A 19,194-nucleotide genomic window follows, 5' to 3' on the forward strand; every position below is an offset into this window, starting at 1 on the left:
TTTTGGTTAGCAGTTACCAAGAGTAGTGATTACATTTACACTTTTGGTAACTGCTTTTTTTTAGACTATGCAAATCACAACTAAGGCCATAGTGCTCTCTTCCATAAAATATGGGGATACAAGTCTTATTGTTAAGGCCTTTACCCAATCCGATGGAATAAAATCGTATTTGCTCAAAGGGGTTCTATCTTCCAAAAAAGCAAAAGTGAGACCTGCTTATTTTCTTCCGCTCATGCAGTTGGAGATTGTGGCGAACCATAAAAACAAAGGCACTTTGGAAAGCATCAGGGATGTTAAGGTGTCCGTTCCCTACCAAAGTATGCATACTGATGTTGTAAAAAACAGCGTGGTCCTTTTTTTGGCTGAAATATTGGGCAGCAGCATTCAAGAACAAGAACGGGATGAAGGTCTTTTTAATTATCTGGAATATGCCTTTCAATGGATGGACACACATAAACTGTCTCCAAACTTTCACATTCTATTCTTGCTGAATCTCACCAAATACTTAGGCTTCTATCCAGATACTTCCCACCAAAACTTACCGTTTTTCGACCTTTTGGAAGGCAGCTTCTACAAAACACCATCGCTCAACCCCTTGATTCAGGATGAAAATCTGGAAAATTTCAAGAAGTTTTTAGGCACGAATTTTGAGGCGTTACAAGGTATACAACTAACTAAGTCGAACAGGCGAGAACTCTTAAAAACGGTAATCCAGTATTTCCGCTTGCATGTGCATGGATTTCGGGAACCGAAGTCCCTCGCTGTTTTAAATGCAGTATTTACCTAAAAATGCAAAACTTAAAATCAACCTTACCTTTAATTCTTTTATTTTTCTCCGCAACCTTTTACGCGCAAGAAATAACAGTTTTGGATGTTGATACTGGAATACCAGTGGACAACGCCGCCATTTTTAATAAAGACCAATCCAAGAGTACGATTACAGATGCCAATGGAAAATGTGAGTTGGATATTTTTTCTTCTGATGATAAAATAACCTTTAAACATATTAGTTACCAAACCTATACTGCCACAAAAAAGGAAATAGAACGTCGTGGGAACCGCGTTTATCTTTATCAAAAGACAGAGGAACTTCAAGAAGTGGTAATGTCCGTTTCCAAATGGGAACAGCAGAAGAAGAACGTTCCCCAAAAAATAGAAACATTGGATGCCCGCAGCATTGCTTTCAACGCTCCTCAGACCTCGGCGGACCTTTTGCAGAACAGCGGCAAAATATTTGTTCAAAAAAGTCAATTGGGAGGAGGAAGCCCTATGATCAGGGGGTTTGCCACCAATAGGATTTTGTTGGCCGTGGATGGCGTGCGCATGAACAATGCCATATTTCGAGGGGGAAATCTTCAGAATGTGATATCCATCGACCCATTTACTATCAATAAAACAGAAGTGACCTTTGGTCCCGGTTCGGTCATCTACGGAAGTGATGCCATTGGAGGTGTTATGAATTTTTACACGCAAAAACCACGATTTTCATTTGCCGATAGCCTAGCTTTTTCAGGTAACTTTAATTACCGATACTCTTCCGCAAATAACGAGAACACCACACATTTGGATTTTAATTTTGGAAAGCAAAAATGGGCGTCTTATACCAGCTTCACCTATAATAATTTTGATGATTTAAAGATGGGCGAGCACGGACCCGAATCCTATTTACGTTCCAATTATGTGATTAGGGAGAACGGAACCGATGTTCTGGTGGAGAATGATGATCCCAAAAAACAAGTGAGTACAGGATATGATCAAATCAATTTCCTTCAAAAGTTTACCTATAAACCCAACAGCACTTGGAACTACGATTTGGGACTATACTATTCTGAAACCTCCGATTATCCAAGGTACGATAGGTTGATAAGGCCCAATAGGGATGGTGATGCCCTCCGTTCCGCAGAATGGTATTATGGTCCGCAAAAATGGTTCATGGGAAATTTTCAAATTACCCAAAAAGGAAAGAACAACTTTTATGATGGCGTAAAATTGACCGCGGCCTATCAATTTTTTGAGGAAAGTAGAAACGATAGAGGTTTTCAAGACCCAGAGTTGTATTCAACCAAGGAACAAGTAGATGCGTTATCCGTCAACTTGGATTTTGAGAATAAAAAAATAGGAAACTTGCATTTGTATTATGGTACCGAGTATGTTTTCAACAAGGTCAATTCCAAAGGAAGCGTACGAAACATTGAAACCAATGAAGTAGCGGGAACAGCTTCTAGGTATCCCGATGGTGCAACTTGGCAAACCTTGGCAGGGTACATCAATGGAGAGTATCAATTAAAGCCAAACCTTGCCGTATTATCGGGAATGCGGTATAGTCAAGTTTGGGTGGACGCTACCTTCGATACCACCTACTATCCCTTTCCTTTTGATGAAGCCGATATTGTCACTGGGGCGTTTACGGGAAGTTTGGGGCTAAGTTGGTTCCCAAGGTCGGATTTGCAGGTTACTTTAAATGGTTCTACAGGCTTTAGAGCCCCCAACATTGATGACATTGGAAAGATATTTGATTCCGAACCGGGCTCCGTAGTAGTACCCAATCCCGATTTGGAACCCGAATATGCCTATAACGGGGAGCTGGGCCTCAGGAAAAACTTTAATGATATTGTAGTTCTAAAAGGCGCTACCTATTATACTTATTTGGTAGATGCTCTTGTGCGAAGGGATTTCACCTTCGGAGGGCAAACCGAAATTGAATACAATGGAGAACCCAGCAATGTACAAGCCATTCAAAATGCGGCAAAGGCCTATGTATACGGTTTTGAGTTTGGACTGGAAGCCTATTTTAACGAGCACTTGTCTCTAAATTCCAACTTGACCCTAACGAAAGGAGTGGAAGAAGATGATGACGGTACCGATAGCCCATCTCGCCACGCCGCACCGACCTTTGGTGACGTGCATTTGATTTGGGAGAATCAAAAACTGAAAGCAGATGTATTTGTCAACTATAACGGAGAAGTAAGTAATGATGATTTGGCGCTTTCGGAGCAAAGTAAGGCCTTTATGTATGCCAGTGATGCAAATGGAAACCCTTATTCCCCATCTTGGTATACTTTAAATTTTAGGTCGCAATATCAAATCACAAATGCTTTAAAAGCATCTTTGAGTTTGGAAAATATGACGAACCAACGGTATCGAATGTATTCTTCGGGTATTGTCGCCCCTGGAACCAATTTGGTTTTGGGCTTGGGGTATGTATTTTAAAGACAAAGAGGGTGTCCAAAAAGTCTTCATAACTTGATTTGTCAGGTTGAGCCTGTCGAAATCGATATTGATTATCAGTAAGTTGAAAATATTTCGACAAGCTCAATATGACATCTCCTTACTTTTTAGACACCCCTCTTCTTTTTTTGAGATTTTTGTCTTGAGCTAGTTTAAGGCTAAATGCTGTCAACAGCTTTTTTGGCGGCTTCTTTCATGTCCTCGCCAGCTTCTTTGGCGGCATCCATGGTTTCTTCACCGGCTTTTTTAATGCTATCCATGGCTTTTTCACCCATTTCTTTGGCTTCTTCGCCAGCTTCTTCCATGGCATTGGCGGCATCTTCTGCAGCGTCCTCTAAATCCTCACCAGCTTCTTCCATAGCGTCAGCGGCGTTTTCAGTGGCTTCTTCAGCTTTGTCCTTGGTGTCTCTACAGGATGTCATTACGGACATTGAGAGAGTCAATGCTATTGCGGTAATCAGTACTTTTTTCATAGAAAAAATGGTTAAGTGTTAATAATGGAGTAAGGTAGGTAAAATTATATAAACAGCAGTAAGGTGGCATATCATATTTAGGTTAAGGGAATTATGTGAATTCTAATACAAAAAGTGAGGGTATAATTCCATCTAAATTTATAATTTTGCAAACTTGAATTCTAGTAGAAGAAGCAGTATATGAAGTTTGCGGAATATAAGGGGTTGGATTTGCCAAAAGTATCTGAAGAAATTCTTGACTTTTGGAAGGACAAACAGATTTTTGAAAAGAGCGTTTCCACACGGGAAGGCAAGGAGAGCTACGTATTTTACGAAGGTCCACCATCTGCAAACGGAATGCCGGGGATTCACCACGTAATGGCGCGTACCATCAAGGATATATTTCCAAGGTACAAAACCATGAAAGGTTTTCAGGTAAAAAGAAAGGCGGGATGGGATACCCATGGCCTACCCGTTGAAATCGGTGTGGAAAAGGAACTCGGCATCACCAAAGAGGATATCGGCAAAAAAATATCGGTTGAGGAATACAACGCAGCCTGTAAAAAAGCGGTAATGCGCTATACGGACGTTTGGAACGAAATGACCGAGAAAGTGGGATATTGGGTAGATATGGACAATCCATATATCACCTACAAGTCCAAGTACATGGAGTCCGTTTGGTGGTTGTTAAAACAGATTTACGACAAAGGGCTTATCTATAAAGGCTACACTATTCAACCCTATTCCCCAAAGGCGGGTACCGGGTTAAGCTCACACGAACTGAACCAGCCAGGAACCTATCAGGATGTGACGGATACTACGGTTACTGCACAGTTCAAGGCCAAAACCGATTCGCTTCCTGAATTTTTGAAGAAAATTGACGGTGACATCTACTTTTTGGCTTGGACGACCACACCTTGGACACTTCCTTCGAACACGGCGCTTACCGTTGGACCAAAAATTGAATATGTACTTGTAAGAACTTACAACCAATACACTTTTGAGCCAATCAATGTAGTAGTGGCCAAAAATTTGGTGAATTATAATTTTTCTGGAAAGTTCTCCAAAGTTGAGACAGAGGAAGAGCTAAAAGGATTTAAAGAAGGCGACAAAAAGATTCCATTTTTGGTTGGCGAAACTTTTGTGGGCAAGGATTTGGTCGGCATCCAATACGAACAATTGATAGATTACGTACAGCCCTACCAAAATCCAGAGAATGCATTTCGGGTAATTTCCGGAGATTTTGTAACCACTGAAGATGGTACGGGAATCGTGCATACGGCACCCACCTTTGGTGCGGACGATGCCTTGGTGGCAAAACAAGCCACTCCAGAGATTCCGCCGATGTTGGTTTTGGATGAAAACGATAATCCAGTACCATTGGTTGACCTGCAAGGGAGGTTTAGACCAGAGCTCAAGGAGTTCGGTGGCAAATATGTGAAGAACGAGTACTATGATGAGGGCGAAGTGCCCGAAAAGTCTGTTGATGTTGAGATTGCCATCAAACTGAAAATTGAGAACAAAGCCTTTAAGGTCGAGAAATATGTACACAGCTACCCGAATTGCTGGCGTACCGACAAACCCATTCTTTACTATCCTTTGAACTCTTGGTTCATCAAGGTCACGGATGTAAAAGACCGTATGTTCGAGTTGAACCAGACCATCAACTGGAAACCAAAATCCACAGGTGAGGGCCGTTTTGGTAATTGGTTGGCAAATGCAAACGACTGGAACCTTTCCCGTTCCCGGTATTGGGGTATTCCATTGCCCATTTGGCGCACCGAAGATGGCAAGGAAGAGTTGATGATCGGTTCCGTGGAAGAGTTGAAGTCCGAAATGGCCAAAGCGGTTGAGGCGGGAATGATGGACAAAGATGTGTTTGAAGATTTTATGGTGGGCGATATGAGCGAGTCCAACTACGATAAAATTGATTTGCACAAAAATATCGTGGATGGCATCACTTTGGTTTCACCATCAGGGCAGCCGATGAAACGTGAAGCAGACCTTATCGACGTTTGGTTCGATAGCGGTTCCATGCCCTACGCCCAATGGCACTACCCTTTTGAGAACAAAGAACTTATTGATGATGGAGTAGCGTTCCCGGCCAACTTTATTGCCGAAGGTGTAGATCAGACCCGAGGTTGGTTCTATACCCTGCATGCTATTGCCACTATGGTTTTTGATAGCATTGCCTATAAAAATGTAGTCTCCAACGGGCTTGTTTTGGACAAGGAAGGCAAGAAGATGTCCAAACGATTGGGCAATGCGGTTGACCCGTTCGAGGTGTTGCCAGAGCATGGCCCCGATGCCACACGTTGGTACATGATTTCCAATGCCAACCCATGGGACAACCTGAAATTTGATATTGAAGGCGTTGTTGAGGTAAAACGAAAGTTCTTCGGAACGTTGTACAACACCTATTCCTTTATGGCACTTTATGCCAACATTGATGAATTTGATTATTCCGAGGCTGATATTCCGTTGAAGGAGAGGCCAGAAATAGACCAATGGATCTTATCCGAACTCCACACCTTGATCAAAAATGTGGATGAAGCCTACGGAGATTACGAAGCCACTCGTGCAGCACGGATGATTTCCGACTACGTTCAGGAAAACTTGAGCAACTGGTATGTTCGTTTGAGCAGAAGGCGTTTCTGGAAAGGGGATTACCAACAGGATAAAATTTCGGCTTACCAGACCCTTTACACTTGCTTGTCCACAGTAGCCAAACTATCGGCCCCTATTGCTCCTTTCTTTATGGATCAATTGTACCGGGATTTGGATGCGACGACTAAAAAAGATGGTTTTGAGAGTGTACATTTAGCAGAATTCCCTGTTTTTGATGCCAATATGGTGAACAAGGACTTGGAGCGTAAAATGCAGTTGGCCCAAAAAATTTCATCTTTGGTACTCTCCATCCGTCAGAAGGAAAAAATAAAGGTGCGCCAACCGCTTCAAAAAATTATGATCCCCGTTTTGGATGATGAGCAACGAAGGGATATCGAAGCTGTTTCCAACTTGGTGAAATCTGAGGTAAACGTGAAGGAAATTGAAATGCTGGATGATGCATCAGGAGTTCTTGTCAAACAAATAAAACCCAACTTTAAGGTTTTGGGCCCAAAATTTGGCAAGGATATGAAGGCGATTGCAGGGGCTGTATCAAAATTGGGTCAGGAAGACATACAAAAAATGGAGCGAGAGGGAGAATTATTGCTACAGTTGGAAAATAAAACCGTTAATTTACAGTTAACCGATGTAGATATTAGTTCTCAAGATATTGAAGGTTGGTTAGTTGCTAGTTCCGGTCCCTTGACGGTAGCATTGGACGTAACGATAGATGAAGCCTTGCGAAAAGAAGGTATCGCTAGAGAACTCATAAACCGAATCCAGAATCTTCGAAAGGAATCAGGATTTGAGGTAACAGATAAAATTGATATTAAAATATTGAAGGACGGCTTTGTGGAGAATGCAGTTTCCAGTAACGAGGAATACATCAAAACGGAAACATTGACCGCTGAGCTCAACTTTGAAGAGAAACTTGAAGAAGGTGTTGCAATAGCCTTTGATGAGGTGAACACAAAATTGTTTATTCAAAAACATTAAGAAAATGGCAGAAGATTCAACAGTAAGATACTCCGATAAGGACCTTGCAGAATTCAGGGCTCTGATAGAGGAAAAAATAGAGAAAGCCAAGAAACACTTGGAACTTTTGAAGAGCTCCTACATGAACGATGGAAACAATGGTACGGATGATACCTCACCAACGTTCAAGGCATTTGAAGAAGGCTCTGAGACCATGAGCAAGGAGGCGAACACCCAGTTGGCCATCCGTCAGGAGAAGTTTATCCGCGACCTTAAAAATGCGTTGCTAAGAATTGAGAACAAGACATACGGTGTTTGTAGAGTTACCGGAAAGCTTATCAACAAGGAGCGTTTAAAGCTTGTTCCCCATGCTACATTGAGCATTGAGGCGAAGAACATGCAGAAATAATTAAAACGCCTTCGGGCGTTTTTTAGTTATGAGGGCGCTATTGTTTTTGATGATTTTTTTTACGCTCGTGAACGCTCACGCGCAAAAATTAGTAAGGAAGGCGTTTATTGGCCCTCGCACGGAAACTATTCAAATAGATGCCCGATATTGTTACCGAATTGATTTAAATACCACATCGTCCGATGAGGTGCAAGTCTCCGCAAGTATGGAAGGCGAATATGCCAAAGACTTAGTAATTTCCATTGAGCAAAGCGGAACCACAGCCATGATCAGTGCAGGTTTTCAACCTCTTTTTGTAAATCCTAACGATAAACTCAGCGCACACAAAGTGGTTTCCATAGCTTTGGAAATAAGTGTGCCGGAATATAAAAGTGTGGATGTGTTTGGGACCAATACCAACCTATATGCCACTGGAAAATATGAGGATTTATATATAACCTTGTCCGATGGGCGTTGTACCTTGGAAAATGTTTCAGAATCCGTTGAGGTGACCACACAAAAAGGTGATATTTTTCTTTCGACATCAAGTGGTGACATTGTTGCGGAGAGTGCTTATGGAAAAGTGCAAAAGGAAACCATACCTTTTGGGCACAACCAATTTGTTCTGAAGACCATAGAAGGGGATATCTTCCTCACGAAAACCAAATAATATCTATACTTTTGCAATCCTTTTAGTTAAAGCATGAATTTAAAGAAGTCCCTTATTATCATCATACTGATCCTACTGGTGGACCAGATCAGTAAAATTTATATCAAAACCAGCTTTATATTGGGTGAGGCCGATGAGGTGTTCAGTTGGTTCAAAATCCTCTTTATCGAGAATGAAGGCGCTGCTTGGGGCACAAAACTGAGCGATATTCTACCCATTTCCGAACCAGCCGGAAAATTGATATTGACCATATTCCGAATCTTTGCGGTTTTTGGGATTGGCTATTGGTTGTGGGACATTATTAAAAAACAATCGCCCCGCACATTGATTTTGGCCGTTTCCCTGATTTTTGCTGGTGCTGTGGGCAACATTATTGACTCTGTTTTCTACGGGATTATTTTTGACCATAGCAACGGACAGGTTGCTACCCTTTTTGCAGATGAGCCATATGGAAGCTTGTTCCATGGTAAAGTGGTGGATATGTTGTACTTTCCTTTGGTGGATACCAATTGGCCGGATTGGGTGCCTTCAGTTGGCGGAAAACGCTTTCGCTTTTTTGAGCCTGTATTCAATATTGCCGATACCGCTATAAGCACTGGAGTCGGTATTTTGATTGTGTTCAATAAGAAGGCATTTCCAAAACAGGATGACGAAATGAAAGAAACGGTGAATGATCAGAATTCATAAACCTTTTCCGGAGTAACACAATAATCCAATTTCACATCATTTTCATGCACATCGGTAATCGGTTCACTTTCTGCTTCAAAAAAGGACAATCCAATTTTGATCGTTTTTTTTCGGCATTTGCTTAGAAAGGTATCATAATACCCTTTGCCATACCCTACACGGTTGCCTTGGGTGTCAAACGCTAAAAGAGGCACAAAAACCACATCAATTTTGTTTTCAGGGACTTCAATCCCATCAATAGGTTCTGGAACGCCCCAAGCACTTTTTTTAATAGAAGTATTATCCGTAAGGAGATAGTTTACCATAGAATTCTCATCGGTAACTTTGGGAACTACTAGGTTTTTATCCTTACCCTGTAAAAGGGTGATTAAGGGCATAGTGTCCACTTCATTTTTGTCCTCGATACTTAAAAAGATATGGTAATAAAAAAAATCCCAGATTGGGATTTGGAGTATACTGTTGGCTAGAACCAAACTTGAAGCTGAGGCTTGTTCGGGAGTAATATCCGTTCTCAGGTTTCTGTACTTTTTTCTTAGTTCACGTTTCAACATTCCGAATGTTGAAGATTTAGGGTTAATTTCGGGGGGATACTTTATTATTCTCCTTTTGTTGCCACGGAGAAAAAGATTTTGAAGAAAAGCATCAAAATCAAGTACATTCCCAAAACGATGATATAGTTTTCCATAGGATTGTAATTATATGGTTAAATGTAAGTAAAACATTTGAAAAATTTACCACGAAATGCACTTTTTATCGATGAAATGCACGATTTTTAATAACTGTTTAACAATTTAGACTAAATCTTGACCATCAAAATATGGGTTTTCCATAGTTTTTTTGTGGAAAAACCACAGTTTGACAATATGGTGTCTTAAATCCGTAAATTTTTGATATTGATTGTTTTTTAAAGTTTTGTGGATCAGAATAACCAAATATCAAAGCAAAAGGGGAATTGATCAAGTTTAACAATATTCAACACAATTAAAATATAACTTTGTTGTAACGTCAAAAACAGTTCATTTTTCCAGAGCTAATATGTCCAAACCGGTATCGCTAAAAGTACAGTTAAGTTCACTCCCAAATAATCCTGGAGTTTATCAGTTCTATGATGCCGAAGGAAAAATTCTATATGTTGGCAAAGCCAAGAACCTTAAAAAACGGGTTTCCTCTTATTTCAATAAAAAACAGGAGTATGGTAAAACACGGGTGCTGGTCAAAAAAATACATTCCATTAAGCATATTGTGGTGCCCACGGAGTCGGACGCACTTTTGTTGGAGAACAATCTCATCAAAAAACTGTTGCCCAGATACAACGTTTTGCTCAAGGACGATAAATCCTATCCGTGGATATGTATCAAGAACGAAAGGTTCCCCAGGGTTTTTTCCACCCGAAAACTGATTAAGGACGGTTCCGAATATTTTGGCCCTTACACCAGCATGAAAACGGTACGGACGCTTTTGGACCTGATAAAAAGTTTGTATCCGTTACGTACCTGCAACTATGATCTTTCCGAAGATAAAATAGAAGCCGGGAAATATAAAGTTTGTTTGGATTATCATTTGGGCAATTGTTTGGGGCCATGCGAGGGGTTTCAGACCGAAAAGGAATATCACGATCAGATTGAAGACATCCGCCAAATTATAAAAGGGAATTTAAGAACCTCCATTCAAACCTTTAAGGAGCAGATGCAAGCCTTTGCAGAAGAAATGGAGTTTGAAAAAGCGCAGCGCGTTAAGGATAAGATCGATGTTTTGGAGAATTACCAGGCTAAATCCACCGTGGTGAATCCAAAGATCAACAATGTTGATGTATTCACCATTATTTCTGATGAGACCCACGGTTACGTCAACTTTTTACAGATTTCCCATGGAGCCATTATTCGTTCGCACACACTGGAAATAAAGAAAAAACTGGATGAAACGGATGAAGAATTACTGCAACTGGGCATCACCGAGATCAGACAGCGGTTCAATTCAAAATCAAAGGAAATATACCTGCCTTTTCCGGTTACCGTTGATGGGGATTTGAAAGTTACACTCCCAAAACTGGGCGATAAGCGCAGGATCTTGGACCTATCGGAACGCAACGCCAGATTTTACCGTCAGGATAGATTGAAACAAATCAAGATTACCGACCCGGACCGACATACCAAACGGATTATGGCCCAGATGAAATCGGATTTACGACTTTCGGAAGAACCAAGACATATCGAGTGTTTTGACAACTCCAATATACAAGGGAGCAACCCAGTTGCCGCCTGTGTTGTTTTCAAAGATGGAAAGCCTTCCAAAAAGGAGTACCGGCACTTCAATATAAAAACCGTAGAAGGGCCCGACGATTTTGCCAGCATGGAAGAAGTGGTCTTTAGGCGATACAAGAGATTGCTCAACGAAGAGGAATCGTTGCCACAACTTATCGTTATTGATGGAGGAAAAGGACAATTGTCCAGCGCATTGAGGAGTTTGGAAGTTTTGGGACTGAGAGGAAAAATCGCCATTATTGGCATAGCCAAACGTTTGGAAGAAATTTATTTTCCGGATGATCCGGTTCCCTTGTACCTGGATAAAAGATCCGAAAGTTTAAAAATTATTCAACAGCTACGAAATGAAGCCCACCGATTTGGAATCACGCACCACAGAAACAAAAGAAGTAAGGGGGCTATTAGCTCAGAATTGGTTAATATTGATGGAATTGGAGAAAAAACAGCCCAACAATTATTAAAAACCTTTAAATCGGTAAAGCGAATCAAAGAAGCTTCCTTGGAAAAGTTAACAGCATCAGTTGGAGCTTCAAAAGCTAAAAAAATTTATAAATCCATTCATAAGTAGTCTATGCGAAACAAGGCAGTAATACTTACTATGCTATTTGCATTGCTCTGTGTAAAGGGAGTTGCCCAGGACACCTCGGAAAACCGACCCCCCAAGGTTGGCCTTGTGCTCAGTGGTGGAGGGGCCAAAGGTTTGGCTCATATTGGTGCCTTAAAAATAATAGAGGAATCAGGCATTAAGGTAGATTACATTGGCGGGACAAGCATGGGTGCCATTGTGGGTGCGCTCTATGCATCGGGCTACTCGGCCCAGCAATTGGACTCCATTTTTAGGAACACCGATTTTAATAATTTGATTCAGGATAATGTTCCGCGAAGCGCCAAAACATTTTATGAAAAGGAGGATTCCGAACGTTATGCACTGACATTGCCTTTCGAAAATTTCAAGGTATCGTTTCCACAGGCTATTTCAGGAGGACAGAATATTTACAACCTATTGGTGCAACTATTATTTCACGTAAAAGATGTGCAAGATTTCAGGAAATTGCCCATACCCTTTGTGTGCATGGCCACCAACGTGGAAACCGGGGAAGAAGTACTGTTGGACAGGGGGTATTTGCCCGAAGCCATTATGGCAAGTGGTACATTTCCTTCGCTTTTTGAGCCCGCAGAGATAAATGGCCAAATTTTGATCGATGGCGGTGTGGTGAACAATTATCCCATAAATCATGTAAAAGATATGGGAGCAGATATTATTATTGGGGTTGATGTACAACACGATCTTGCTACTCGGGAATCGCTGTCCTCCGCCACAGAGATTCTTCTCCAAATCAATAATTATCGAACGGTTAACGATATGAAGAAGAAGTCCAAAGAAACGGACATTTACATTAGGCCAGATATTGACGAGTTTTCTGTAATAGCTTTTGATAAAGGAAAACAGATTGTAAAAAGTGGCGAAGAAGCAGCTCAAATCAAGATGAACGAGCTCAAGCAAATAGCTGAAAGTCAAAAAGATGTACCAAAACCCCGGAAAAGTATAAAAATGGTGGACAGCTTAACCATCAACAGAATGATCATTGAGGGTAACGACCAATACACAAGGGGGTTTATTAAGGGGAAGTTGAGGTTTAGTTTGGGAGAAAAAATATCTTTTGAGGAGCTCAGACAAGGAATGAACAATCTTTCCGCTACGGGAAACTTTAAGGCTATACGTTACGATTTGATGTCCAATGGGTTGGGAACAGATTTAATTTTAAAGCTCAAGGAGAATCCGACGAAAATGTTCATCAAAATGTCGGCGCACTACGATGACCTTTATAAAAGTGCAGCACTCATCAATCTTACCAAAAAGAATTTTTTAATGAAGGATGATGTGGCTTCTTTCGATTTTATGTTGGGAGATCACATTAGGTACAATATGCAATACTATCTGGATAAAGGATATTATTGGAGCTTCGGCATAAATTCCAGACTGACAGATTTTGATACGGAAACCGATTTTGCTCAAATCCAACGTAATTTTAAAGTCCCGGATGACCCAAATATCCAAAATATAAATTTGGATGTCACCGACCTTACGAACCAGATTTACCTACAAACTGTTCTTAAGGAAGAGTTTGCCTTTACAGTTGGTGCAGAGCACAAATATTTAAATTACAGCACAAGGACCCTAAATCAGGTTGATTCGGATGTGGATATTTCCAACTCCAACCAAAGAATCACCTTTGAAGACTCCCATTATATCAGTGCCTATTCCCAAATAAAATTGGATACATATGATGATAAATATTTTCCAACCAGAGGGCTTCTTTTTGATGGAGATATCCATTTTTATGCCTTCTCGTCCGACTACAATGAAAATTTCGCGGAGTTTGCTGTAGCAAAGGCCAAATTTGGAGGTGTGTTCTCGCCGCTTCACAATTTGAGTGTTAGTTTGGGAATGGAAGGCGGCTTTAAACTGGGAACCTCACCAGTAGCTTCCTTTGATTTTATTCTGGGAGGTTTCGGAAACGATTTTGTAAACAATTTCACACCCTTTTTTGGATATGATTTTTTGAGCCTTGCGGGGAACAGTTATGTAAAAGGAATTGGAAAACTGGATTATAGGTTTGCTTCCAAACACCACTTGCTTTTTACTGCCAACTACGCCAATGTGGAGGACGACCTTTTTCGTACGGGCGATTGGTTCGAGGAACCTAATTTTTCCGGTTACGGTCTGGGTTACGGTTTCGAATCTTTTTTAGGCCCCATTCAAATTTATTATTCTTGGTCGCCAGAAATTAGCGAAAGCAATGTTTTCTTTAGTATTGGGTATTGGTTTTAAATATAAATTACCTCATCGAACGGGCCAATTCTCTTAATAATTTGTCAAAAAAACACGAAAAATCAATCAATCTTATAGGGGTTTAGTTAAAGTCCGTTAAAAACAATTTTTCCTACAAAACCTTGCCTTATCTTTGTCCGCATAAGGGGTGGTTCCCTTATAACTTTAAGTATTGGTTTTTCATAATTTAAAGTTTGGTTGGTTATTTAGGAAAAGCCCAGTCTCGTGACTGGGCTTTTTTTTGTTATAATAATTTGGAATAAGTTTTGTTTAAGTATATGTGAACAGCATAGCCCGCTAAAGTGATTTTACTAATTTTATACTTATAAAATTGCATATGAAAAAGTTGATAACGCCCATAGTATTGCTTCTTTTGGCAATGCCGGTAATGGCTCAAAGTTCACGTCCTGCCTTTAAACCGGGGGAGTGGCTAAAATTCAGGATTCATTATGGGATATTGAATGCCAGTTATGCTACTCTGCATTTGACCTCTAAAACCCTGGATGACATCCCCGTGTATCACGTTGTCGGAAAAGGTAAAACCACTGGGTTTGCCAGTATATTTTTTAAAGTTGATGATACCTACGAAAGCTATTTTGGCCGTGAGCAGGGTAAACCTTACAAATTCATCAGGAAAATTGATGAGGGTGGGTATACCAAGGATATGGAGATTGAGTTTAATTACGATAACGACAAAGCAGTTTTAATAGATAACAAAAACGGCACAAAACAGGATTTCCAAATTCACGATGAAATTCAGGATTTGATTTCCGCTTCGTATTTTTTAAGAAGCAATTACAACCTTGAAGAGTTTGAAGAAGGTGAATCCATCGTTTTGGATATGCTTTTTGATGACGATGGAGTTTTTAAGTTTCAATTAAAATATTTAGGAAAAGAAATCCTTAGGACGAAGTTTGGAAAGGTAGAATGTCTTAAATTTAGGCCTTTGGTTCAATCCGGTAGGGTTTTTAAGGAAAAAGAGAGTCTTACCCTATGGGTTTCCAACGATTGGAACAAAATACCCATTCGGATAAAGGCAAATTTGGCGGTGGGATCGTTAAAAGCAGATCTGGATGGCTATAATGGGCTTAAGAACCAGTTTAAAATAATAATGGATTAGTACGGCATTAATGGATAAGGATGCAAAAATCGCTTCCCAAATCAACAAACTAGAGGAAAAGTTCAAAAACTCAGGTCAGGATTTGAGTTCCTATTTGGATGGGCTTCTTTACGAAAGGTATCTTACTTATTGGGACTATATCCGCTTGGACACCTTGCTCAGTCTTCAAGTACCTCGAACGCATTTCCCCGATGAGGAAATCTTCATCATGTACCACCAGATTACGGAGCTGTACTTTAAACTGATTTTGCATGAGCAAAAACAGATCGTTGAGGACAAATCGCAAGATATATCCTTTTTTATAGAAAAAGTGAGGCGCATCAACAGCTACTTCAAAGCACTTATATCTTCCTTTAGCATTATGATCAAGGGTATGGAACGCGAGCAGTTTCTCCGATACCGGATGGCATTGCTTCCCGCAAGTGGATTTCAGTCGGTACAATATAGAATGATTGAATTCTACACCACCCCATTGGAAAATATGGTACACCCATCAGAAAGGGATTCATTTTCATCAGAAAATAGCATAGAAGAGTTGTTTGAACATGTCTATTGGAAAAAAGGAGCTACCGATCTGGCCACTGGCGAAAAAACCTTGACATTGAAACAATTTGAGGTCAGATACACCCCGAGACTTTTGCGCATTGCCAACCAAGTGAAGGACAGTACCATATATCAAAAATATTTGCAACTGCCCGATGCATCCCGATGCAATGAAGAGCTGATTTCAACGTTAAAAGAGTTAGATTTGAACGCAAATGTGAATTGGCCATTGATGCACATGGGATCTGCACATAGATATTTGGCAAAGGACGGCAAGGATTTAGAGGCGACAGGGGGCACCAATTGGAAGGACTATTTACCACCCAGTTTCCAGAGAATAATTTTTTTCCCAACTTTGCATACCAAAGAGGAATTGGATACCTGGGGAAAACAGTGGGTTGATCATGTGTTCAATCCCGAAAAGAAAGAATACAAGGAATAGAAGAAGAGAAATGCAGAAAATTATTGGGGCAATTTTGGTGTTGGCAGTGCTGGCATCATGCAAACAAACAAAAGAACCGGTCGAAGAAGTGGCACAAGTGGAAGTGATTGAAAAACTTCCCGAGCTTCGTTACGGTTTTAATTTTGATGAATTCAATGTAGTTCACGATACAGTTCGCAATGGCGACAGTTTTGGGGAGCTCATGCTCAAGAACAATGTGGATTACCCAAAAATTGCGGCCATATCGGAAAATTACCGAGATACGTTCGATGTCCGCAAGATCATGGTGGGCAAACCATATCTGATTCTTAAATCAAAAGATACTTCCAATGTAGCCGAGGTCTTTATCTATCAAAACGATAAAATAAATTATACGGTGGTGGATTTACGAGATTCTGCCGTAGCCTACAAAAACAGGAAAAAAGTTACGCTTAGAGAAAGAGAAGTTGGGGGCGTAATCAACAGCAGTCTTTCCGAAGCTATGGATAATTTAGGAGTTGATTATGGCGTAACCATAGGTCTTTCCGAAATATACGCTTGGACCATTGATTTTTTTAGACTGGAAAAAGGAGACAAGTTCAAAGTGGTTTTTGACGAGCGATACATCAACGATACTGTTTATGCTGGACGCGGTCCCATAAAATCGGCACTTTTTGAGCACAAGGGAAAAACCATTTATGCTTTTCCTTATGTCGCCGATTCGGTGAACAATATTTTGGACTATTTTGATCAAGATGCCAACAATTTGAGGAGCACTTTCCTAAGAGCACCGATTAAATTTGGTTACAGATTGTCCTCTAGGTACAACTTGAAGCGCAGAATCGCCTATTATGGTTACAAGGTAAGGCCACACAAAGGAACCGACTATGCCGCTACCGTGGGCACACCCATTGTAGCTACCGCAGATGGAACCGTTACAGAATCCACTCGAAGAGGAGGTAACGGAAAGTATGTCAAGATAAAACATAACGGCACGTACAGTACACAATACCTGCACATGAAGGCACAAAAGGTAAAAAGAGGAGAGTTTGTACGCCAAGGAGAAGTTATCGGATGGGTTGGTATGACAGGTAATACTGGAGGTCCGCACGTTTGTTACCGTTTTTGGAAGCACGGAAGACAAGTGGACCCCTTAAAAGAAAAACTGCCAGAGGCCGACCCTATTGCAGATTCCTTGCGCACAGATTATATGGCACATATCGCACCATTAAAGGAGCAGTTGGACTGCATAGAATTTGTGGACCCAGCTCCAGAAGAACTCGAAGAATCTGAAGAAACCCTAATATCATATACCCAGTAATGGCCCTACCCACAATCAACCCCTCTACTACCGAAGCCTGGAAAAATCTTCAAAGACACTATCAAAAAACCAAAGACGTACATTTAAGGGAACTGTTTTCAAAAGAAGAAGGTCGCGGTAAAAAATTGTCCATTCTTTGGAACGATTTTTTGGTGGACTATTCAAAGAATAGAATTACCGAGGAAACTTTGGAGCTGTTGCTGGAATTGGCGAATGAGGTAGGATTAAAAGAAGCCATAAAAAGTTATTTTGACGGGGAGCTCATCAACCAAACCGAAGGTAGGGCAGTATTGCATACCGCTTTGCGCGCCAAAAAAGGTGATAAGGTATTGGTGGATGGAGAAAATATTGTTGATGAGGTATTTGAGGTCAAAGAAAAAATAAAAACCTTTTCAGAAGCTATTATATCTGGAGAGCGCAAAGGACATACCGGTAAAACCTTTACCGATATCGTGAATATTGGAATCGGCGGGTCGGATTTGGGCCCTGTGATGGTGACCGAAGCCCTAAAATTTTATCAAAATGATTTAAAAACCCATTTTGTAAGCAATGTAGATGGTGATTTGGTCCATGAAGTGTTGAAGGAACTCAATCCAGAGACCACCTTATTCGTTATTGTTTCCAAATCGTTTACCACCCAAGAAACTTTGACCAATGCATTGACCATTAAAAAGTGGTTCCTGCAAAGCGCATCGGAAAAAGATGTGGCCGATCATTTTGTGGCCGTATCCACCAATCTTGAAAAAATCAAGGAGTTCGGTATTTCCGATGAAAATGTGTTCCCGATGTGGGATTGGGTCGGAGGCAGATTCTCTCTTTGGAGTGCGGTTGGATTGTCCATCGCATTATCCGTCGGCTACGAAAACTTCGAAGCACTTTTACATGGGGCCAACGAAATGGATTCTCACTTTAAGGAAACACCGTTCCAAGAGAACATCCCTGTTATATTGGGACTCATCAGTGTTTGGTACAATAACTTTTATAAAGCGGAGACCGAAGCCATCATACCATACACTCAATACCTTCACCGTTTTTCCGCATACTTGCAGCAGGGAATCATGGAAAGCAACGGAAAAAGCATGGATAGAGCGGGTAACCGAGTGGGTCACGAAACCGGCACCATAATTTGGGGAGAGCCGGGCACCAATTCACAGCACGCATTTTTTCAACTGATCCATCAGGGAACCAAATTGATTCCAACCGATTTTATCGGTTATAAAAAATCCTTGCATGGCGATGAGGACCATCACCATAAATTGATGGCAAACTACTTTGCCCAGACCGAAGCCTTGATGAACGGTAAAACTGCCGAGGAAGTCAGGCAAGAACTAAAATCCCAGGGATTGTCGGGAGAGGAGCTTGAAAAGTTGCTTCCGTTTAAGATCTTTGAAGGCAACAAGCCCACCAACACCATATTGATTGATAAGCTTACCCCAAAAAGCCTTGGAGCACTGATTGCACTTTACGAACATAAGATATTTGTGCAAGGTGTGGTTTGGAATATTTTCAGTTACGATCAATGGGGCGTGGAATTGGGCAAGCAATTGGCCAAGAATATTTTGACCGATATCGAAAATTCAGAAATCGGTAAACACGATAGCTCCACATTGAACCTTTTGCATTTTTTTAAGGAGTAAACTACCATCTGTTCAAAATTCATTAAAATCTCTAAACAATTGTCTGTCAGA

14 protein-coding genes are annotated in these 19,194 nt (G+C 40.8%); 12 read left to right on the forward strand and 2 right to left on the reverse strand.

Annotated elements, in window-relative coordinates; genetic code table 11:
* The first annotated feature begins 67 nt into the window (after positions 1-67).
* Complete coding sequence (recO, locus tag J4E06_RS03705; protein ID WP_349522695.1) at positions 68-787, forward strand: DNA repair protein RecO; 720 nt, start codon at positions 68-70, stop codon at positions 785-787.
* Between the two features lie 2 nt (positions 788-789).
* Positions 790-3,210, forward strand: a complete 2,421-nt coding sequence (locus J4E06_RS03710; RefSeq protein WP_349522696.1) for a TonB-dependent receptor — start codon at positions 790-792, stop codon at positions 3,208-3,210.
* A gap of 176 nt (positions 3,211-3,386) precedes the next feature.
* Here the strand turns inward: J4E06_RS03710 and J4E06_RS03715 are convergent, their stop codons facing one another.
* Positions 3,387-3,701 carry a hypothetical protein gene (locus J4E06_RS03715; RefSeq protein WP_349522697.1) on the reverse strand — a complete coding sequence of 105 codons (315 nt, stop codon included), beginning with the start codon at positions 3,699-3,701 and terminating at the stop codon, positions 3,387-3,389.
* A 180-nt stretch (positions 3,702-3,881) separates the two neighbouring features.
* Between J4E06_RS03715 and ileS the strand changes: the two genes are divergently transcribed.
* From ileS to J4E06_RS03735, 4 genes are read left to right on the forward strand one after another with little or no spacing between them, the layout of a single operon-like run.
* Positions 3,882-7,283 (forward strand): isoleucine--tRNA ligase, encoded by a 3,402-nt coding sequence (gene ileS / locus J4E06_RS03720; RefSeq protein WP_349522698.1) that lies wholly within the window; start codon positions 3,882-3,884, stop codon positions 7,281-7,283.
* Positions 7,284-7,287: 4 nt separating this feature from the next.
* On the forward strand, positions 7,288-7,671 hold the full coding sequence (locus J4E06_RS03725; protein WP_014032448.1) for a TraR/DksA family transcriptional regulator: 384 nt from the start codon (positions 7,288-7,290) through the stop codon (positions 7,669-7,671).
* A gap of 49 nt (positions 7,672-7,720) precedes the next feature.
* Positions 7,721-8,320: a DUF4097 family beta strand repeat-containing protein gene (locus J4E06_RS03730; RefSeq protein ID WP_349522699.1), complete on the forward strand. Its 600-nt coding sequence runs from the start codon at positions 7,721-7,723 to the stop codon at positions 8,318-8,320.
* A 33-nt stretch (positions 8,321-8,353) separates the two neighbouring features.
* On the forward strand, positions 8,354-9,007 hold the full coding sequence (locus J4E06_RS03735; protein WP_349522700.1) for a lipoprotein signal peptidase: 654 nt from the start codon (positions 8,354-8,356) through the stop codon (positions 9,005-9,007).
* Here the strand turns inward: J4E06_RS03735 and J4E06_RS03740 are convergent.
* Positions 8,995-9,558, reverse strand: a complete 564-nt coding sequence (locus tag J4E06_RS03740; protein WP_349522701.1) for a 5-formyltetrahydrofolate cyclo-ligase — start codon at positions 9,556-9,558, stop codon at positions 8,995-8,997. The genes J4E06_RS03735 and J4E06_RS03740 overlap by 13 nt on opposite strands.
* Before the next feature lie 484 nt (positions 9,559-10,042).
* Between J4E06_RS03740 and uvrC the strand changes: the two genes are divergently transcribed.
* The 6 genes from uvrC to pgi all read left to right on the forward strand — a co-directional run bounded on the left by uvrC (position 10,043) and on the right by pgi (position 19,143).
* Positions 10,043-11,836 (forward strand): excinuclease ABC subunit UvrC, encoded by a 1,794-nt coding sequence (uvrC, locus tag J4E06_RS03745; RefSeq protein ID WP_349522702.1) that lies wholly within the window; start codon positions 10,043-10,045, stop codon positions 11,834-11,836.
* 3 nt (positions 11,837-11,839) lie between these two features.
* Entirely contained in the window at positions 11,840-14,101 is a 2,262-nt protein-coding gene (locus tag J4E06_RS03750; RefSeq protein ID WP_349522703.1) for a patatin-like phospholipase family protein, read from the forward strand.
* A 337-nt stretch (positions 14,102-14,438) separates the two neighbouring features.
* Positions 14,439-15,221: a DUF3108 domain-containing protein gene (locus J4E06_RS03755; protein ID WP_349522704.1), complete on the forward strand. Its 783-nt coding sequence runs from the start codon at positions 14,439-14,441 to the stop codon at positions 15,219-15,221.
* A 10-nt stretch (positions 15,222-15,231) separates the two neighbouring features.
* On the forward strand, positions 15,232-16,206 hold the full coding sequence (locus J4E06_RS03760; RefSeq protein ID WP_349522705.1) for a tryptophan 2,3-dioxygenase family protein: 975 nt from the start codon (positions 15,232-15,234) through the stop codon (positions 16,204-16,206).
* A 10-nt stretch (positions 16,207-16,216) separates the two neighbouring features.
* Complete coding sequence (locus tag J4E06_RS03765; RefSeq protein WP_349522706.1) at positions 16,217-17,506, forward strand: M23 family metallopeptidase; 1,290 nt, start codon at positions 16,217-16,219, stop codon at positions 17,504-17,506.
* Positions 17,506-19,143 (forward strand): glucose-6-phosphate isomerase, encoded by a 1,638-nt coding sequence (pgi, locus tag J4E06_RS03770; protein ID WP_349522707.1) that lies wholly within the window; start codon positions 17,506-17,508, stop codon positions 19,141-19,143. Before J4E06_RS03765 ends, pgi begins: the two co-directional genes overlap by 1 nt.
* Positions 19,144-19,194: the final 51 nt, after the last annotated feature.

Origin of the sequence: Allomuricauda sp. NFXS6 (assembly GCF_040148835.1) — a bacterium.
Taxonomy (GTDB): domain Bacteria; phylum Bacteroidota; class Bacteroidia; order Flavobacteriales; family Flavobacteriaceae; genus Flagellimonas.